Origin of the sequence: Paraburkholderia silviterrae (genome assembly GCF_004353915.1) — a bacterium.
GTDB classification, from domain to species: domain Bacteria; phylum Pseudomonadota; class Gammaproteobacteria; order Burkholderiales; family Burkholderiaceae; genus Paraburkholderia; species Paraburkholderia silviterrae.
In genome coordinates, this window is the sequence record NZ_SMRP01000013.1 from 112919 (window position 1) to 118556 (window position 5638).

At 64.5% G+C, this 5638-nt stretch carries 5 protein-coding genes; 4 read left to right on the forward strand and 1 reads right to left on the reverse strand.

Features of this window, described 5'->3' with window-relative positions; translation table 11 throughout:
• Positions 1-303, forward strand: a 303-nt coding sequence (locus EYW47_RS23940) for a hypothetical protein (RefSeq protein WP_205710141.1), incomplete at its 5' end; no start/stop codon positions are given.
• Between the two features lie 107 nt (positions 304-410).
• Here the strand turns inward: EYW47_RS23940 and EYW47_RS23945 are convergent.
• Positions 411-1316 carry a LysR family transcriptional regulator gene (locus tag EYW47_RS23945; protein ID WP_133197318.1) on the reverse strand — a complete coding sequence of 302 codons (906 nt, stop codon included), beginning with the start codon at positions 1314-1316 and terminating at the stop codon, positions 411-413.
• A gap of 160 nt (positions 1317-1476) precedes the next feature.
• On the opposite strand from EYW47_RS23945, the gene EYW47_RS23950 reads away from it, so the two are divergent.
• The 3 genes from EYW47_RS23950 to EYW47_RS23960 all read left to right on the forward strand — a co-directional run bounded on the left by EYW47_RS23950 (position 1477) and on the right by EYW47_RS23960 (position 4738).
• Positions 1477-2640 (forward strand): amidohydrolase, encoded by a 1164-nt coding sequence (locus tag EYW47_RS23950; protein WP_133197320.1) that lies wholly within the window; start codon positions 1477-1479, stop codon positions 2638-2640.
• Positions 2641-2693: 53 nt separating this feature from the next.
• Complete coding sequence (locus EYW47_RS23955; protein WP_133197321.1) at positions 2694-3479, forward strand: transporter substrate-binding domain-containing protein; 786 nt, start codon at positions 2694-2696, stop codon at positions 3477-3479.
• 113 nt (positions 3480-3592) lie between these two features.
• Positions 3593-4738, forward strand: a complete 1146-nt coding sequence (locus EYW47_RS23960) for a porin (RefSeq protein ID WP_133197322.1) — start codon at positions 3593-3595, stop codon at positions 4736-4738.
• The last annotated feature ends 900 nt before the right edge of the window (positions 4739-5638 follow it).

Below are 5638 nucleotides of genomic sequence, written 5' to 3' on the forward strand. Positions count from 1 at the left end.
GGAAAGGCCAAGGAACGGCCAAGGAACGGCCAGGGAACGGCCAAGAAAATGCCAAGCAAATGCCACTGCCATACAAGCGACACCAAAAACCACGACTCGAGCGCCGCGCCGCTCAAGAACCACATCAAGCCGACGGGCCACGACACAACGCTCCCAACGGACGGCCACGTCAACGACGCCCTAATCGCCTGCCACGAGGCCCGAGCGCGCGGCGGCGCGGGCCTGATCGTGATGCAGGTTGCCGGCGTCCACGAGACAACGCGCTACACCTCGCACACGAAGACGCGCCGCTCTCCGAGCTGATCGTGATTGCCGACTGCATGACCCCCCCCACGGCGGAGAAAGCCGCATACGAAGCGCTACAGGCCGGTCGGCAGGTTTAGCGCGAGCGAGAGGAGCCAGGCACCTGCTCAGCCCGGCAGCGTCTTGCTCTTCAGGCATTCGATGAAATACTCCGCCTCGCCGCTCAGCACGAGGTCCTTACGATACATGACGCTGAGCTCGAGCCGGGGCAGCGCCCAATCAAGCGCGATGCGCTCCAGCGTGCCGCGCGCGATTTCCTCCTCCAGCTGGAAGTCGGGCCACACACTCACCACGCCCGCCTCGCTCGCGAGTTCCGTATAGAGCCGCCGCGCGGTGCAAACGGTGACGCGTGACGGCGGTGCGAGCTGGGCGCCGGCGCCGGCCTGCGCGGTCAGCGTGGCCCAGAACGCCGGCATGCTCTTGCGCGTGTAGTTGTAGAGCCAGTGCGCCTCGCGCAAGCGCGAGAGCCGCGTTTCGCCCGTGAGCGGGTCGCCGCGCTTGAGCGCGAGCGACTGCGCGACAAAGCCCAGCGGGACCACGCGGAACTCGGTGCCGGCGTCTCCCGGTGCCGTAAAGCCGATACACATGTCGAACGAGCCGTCGCGCAGGCCGTCGATGAGCCGGGTCGTCTGGAACTCGAGCACGTCGAGCGGCACGTTGGGAAAGCGCGCGCGGAACGTATGGATGGCATCCGGCACCACGATCGAGGCGGCCAGCAACGACACGCCAATCCGGATCGTCAGCACCGAAGACGTCTTCATCTCCTCCAGTTCCTGCTCCGCGCGCTCGATCTCGCCAACCACGGTGCGCGCGCGCCGCAGCAGCGCTTCGCCATAGGGCGTCAGACGAATACCCGAGCCGCTGCGCACGAGCAGCTGCACGCCGAGGCGCGCCTCCAGCTCCTTGATGCTCTTGGTCACGGCGGGCTGGGACAGGCACAGCGCATGGGCGGCGGCCATCAGCGTGCCGTGCTCGGCGATGGCCACGAGGATGCGCAGTTGGGTGGTTTTCATCGCTTTCGCGGCCCATGAGCCTTGGCTATGTACATAAGAAACTGGAAATTGACCAGTCTCGGCGCTGGCTAGTATAGCCACTTCGCCGCCCGCACACGGGCGCGGCCTGATGCACGGAATTCACGGAATGCAGCGCATGCACCGAAGAGAGGGAGGAAAAATGGGAGCGGATTTGATCGATGCGGACTTCGACGAGATCGTCGCGTTGCGGCGGGACATCCACGCAAACCCGGAGACAGCGTTCGACGAGATGCGCACGAGCGAGCTAGTCGCGGCGAAACTGCGCGCCTGGGATATCGAAACACACACGGGCGTGGGCAAGACCGGGGTGGTGGGCGTGATTCGCGGCTCGCGCAGCGGGCCGAACAGCGCTCGCACGATCGCGCTGCGCGCCGACATGGATGCGCTGCCCATGAACGAGGAAGGGCGTCCGTTGCACCGTTCCTTGCGGCAAGGCGTATTCCACGGCTGCGGCCACGACGGCCATACGGCCATGCTGCTCGGCGCGGCGCGCCATTTCAGCCGCCACCGCGATTTTGCCGGCACGCTGGTGCTGATCTTCCAGCCCGCGGAGGAGACGGGCGGCGGTGCGCTCGCCATGCTCGACGATGGCCTCGAGACGCGTTTTGCCTATGACGAGATCTACGCGATGCATAACGCGCCGCATTTCGCGCCGGGCACGTTTGGCGTGCGCGATGGGGCCATGCTCGCTTCCTGCGACGAGTTCGAGATTGACGTGAGCGGCGTTGGCGGCCATGGGTCCTCGCCGGAGAAAACGAAGGATCCGGTCGCCGCCTCCGCGCAACTCATCTGCGCGCTGCAGACGGTCGTGAGCCGCGCGATCGATCCGGCAGCGGCGGCCGTCCTCAGCGTGGGCAGCATTCACGCGGGCAGCGCATCGAACGTGATTCCTTCGCAGGCCAAAATGACTGGCACCGTGCGCACCTTCGACGAAAGCGTGCGCGCGCGCATGAAGGCGCGTATCGAGGCGATCTGCGCGGGCGTTGCACTGGCGACCGAATGTGACATCGCGGTGCGCTTCTACGGCAGCTCGCCTGCGACGATCAACCATCGTGCGCAGGCCGAGGCCGCGGCGGCCGCCGCGGCCGAGGTCTTCGGCCCGGAGAACGTGCTGCGCGAGTTCGCGCCGCTCAACGGCTCCGAGGACTTCTCCGAATTCCTGCTGCGCCGCCCCGGCGCTTACGTGCTTCTCGGTCAGGGCGGTGTCTATTGCCACCATCCCGAGTTCGATTTCAACGATGAAGTGCTGCCGCTTGGCGTGCGCTTCTTCGTGACGCTGGCGCTCGCGCGCCTGAGCGCGTAGTGCGTGCACCAACGCGTCTTGAACAGAATTCCCAATCCAGTCAGGAGACACTAATGAAACCGCACCTGCTGCCGATGCTTGGCGCAGCGCTTGCCGCCGCCTCACTCGTCCTCGCGCAATCCGCGCAGGCCGAAACCTTGCGCTTCGGCACCGACCCGACCTATCCGCCGTACGAATACAAGCTGCCGGGCGGCCAGCTCGCCGGGCTCGACATCGAGCTTGGCAATGCGCTGTGCGCCGCCGCGCATGTGAAATGCGAATGGGTGGAAGGCAGCTTCGACGGGCTGATCGCCGGCCTGCAATCGCGCAAGTTTGACGCCATCAACGCGTCGCTTGCGGCGACGGCGGCGCGCCGTGCCGTGATGGACTTCACCACGCCGCTCTATCCGGCGGACATTCGCCTGCTCGCGCCGAAGGCCGCGCATTTGCAGCCCAATGCGGCCTCGCTGGCCGGCAAGCGCATTGGCGTGCTGCAGGGCTCGACCCAGGAGGCCTTCGCGAAGCTCAACTGGGCGCCGCACGGCGTTTCGATCGTCGAGTACCCGGACCAGAACAGCGTCTATGCGGACCTCTCGAATGGGCGGCTCGACGGCACGCTCGTCATCGGCGCGGCGGCGCGGCTCGGCTTCCTCGCGAAGCCCGAGGGCAAGAGCTTCGAACTGGCGGGCCCGCAGATCGTCGACCCGGCGCTGCTTTCCATGAGCAGCGTGATTGGCGTGCGCAAGAACGATCCGCATACGCTGCAGACGCTCGACGCCGCCATCGCGCAACTCAAGCAGGACGGCACGATTGACCGGCTGACGCACAAGTATCTGGACGCCACGCCGGCAACGAAGTAAGCGCCGCACCCGTGCAGGCGCACGCGGCCTGACGCGGGGACGCGCCCGCTCGCGGCGCGTCCTGCGCGGTTCACCGTGGCCCGCTGTTGGGCTTTTACCCGCTGATTGAAAACATGAAACGACACGCACTACTGGGTTGCGTGCTGGGCGCGTTCGCGCTTGGCGCGCACGCAAGCAACGACTCCAGCGTCACGCTGTTTGGCATCATTGACGAGGGCATCGTCTATACCGGCAACCAGGGCGGCGCCCATGCGCTGCAGACGGTCAGCGGCACCACGGCCCCCACCAAATGGGGCCTGCGCGGCACTGAAGATCTCGGTGATGGCAACAAGGCATTGTTCATGCTCTCCACCACCTTCTCCGCCAACAACGGCACGGCGTGGCCGAGCGGACGCATGTGGGGCGACTACGCCTGGATTGGCCTGCAGAACGAGCGGCTCGGCACGCTTAAGCTCGGCCGCCAGGCGGATTCGATGACGTCTTACCTCGGCGACTTCTCAGCCGGTGGAAACTGGGGCGGCACATTCTTCGCGCACCCTTTCGACAACGATAATCTTTGGGACTCCTTTTTGCTGAACAATGCGGTGCGCTATGAAAGCGTGAGCGTTGGCGGCTTCGACGTGGGGGCGACCTATGCGTTCAGCAACAAGGCGGCGTCGGCCACGGGCGGCTCGGGGTTCGCCGACAACCGCGTCTGGGAGGCGGCTGCGCGCTATCGAAACGGGCCTTTCAGTGCAGCGCTCGTCTACGAGCAGATCGATCATGCGGGCGACGACGCGCCCGGAACCTTAGGCGCAGTCGATGCGGCCGACGCCAATTTCGCTGCTAATGGGCAGCGTATTTATGGTGTGGGCCTCGGCTACTCGCTTTCGCACGTCGACTTGCACGCGAATCTCACGCGCACGACGTTCTCGCAGCCCTCGGGCGAATATCAAAGTGCGAGTTTCACTGGCGCGAGCTCCTTGAGCTTTAACAACGCGGAGGTCAATGCGGTCTGGCACGTCACGCCCGCGGTCAGCCTGAGTGGCGCCTATACGTACACCGAGGCGAGGGTCGACGGGAGCTCGCCGCATTGGAACCAGTTTGGTTTCGTGGCCGAATATGCACTTTCGCATCGCACCAGCATTTATGCCCAAGGGGTCTATCAGCGTGTTTCTGGCGAGGGGTCACCTTTCGCACAGGCGCAGATCAATACGCTGTCGCCGGCTTCGGGCGATGTTCAGTCGGTGGTTGGTATTGGGTTGCGGCACTTTTTCTAGTGGTGGGGGAGGATCGGCCCTGCTGGACGTAGCCGTAGCCGGTTGCGCTGGCGGGCCGCCGCTTTTTGTCAAACGACGGCGACTTGCGCGGGCGGACAAGTTTGGAAACGCGTCATGACCATCGGCGAGATGGCCGATCAGGAACAGGCACCATGCGCTCAGCAGCGCGAATGCGCTAAATATGATGAAGAGTTGGGTATTCACGAACACTCCTCGGGGAAAGCGTTGGATGCGACCGGCGCTGTTCCTCGGGATTCGTCAGCGCATTGGCGGGTTCGCTGTCGATAAGCAAGGTTCGTGCTTGCTGTGGAGTGGGATGTGTTTCGTGAGAGCGGTGAGGTAGGGTGTTTTTGAGTGGCGGTGTTTCGGTGCGGGTTATATGGCGTTCGCCGTTCCTTGGAGGTTCCTTGGGCGTTCCTTGGCCTTTTGATGGCCTTTCCTTGTTTTCATGTCGGTATATTAGTGTTGCCCCTGTGCGGGGCGGCACCTACTTTTCTTTGCAGCGGCAAAGAAAAGTAGGCAAAAGAAAGCCGCTCAAACCGCCAGTGTGACGCAGTGGACCACTAACCTTTAATCGGAGTGGCTCCGGGGCGTCTGTCATCACTCGCCGTCACCCGGAGTGACAAAGGGCTCATCCATCCGGCGACGCTGCGCGCGCCGTGGGGCATAACCCAAACCAGTGGGATATACGCGTATTCGTAGGACTGCAACCTATTCATGCGGCAGAACCCCGCGGATTCTCAGGCAGCACGCCCGGTTTTCCTTGCAGACTCTTCCGCCCGCGCGTAGCGCGCGGCGGGAAGGATGAGCCCCTTGTCACTAAGGCGGAGTGTGCGGGGAGACGGATGCCCCGGAGCCGCTCCGATTGACAGGGCAGTGGTGGACCGCGTCACACTGGCG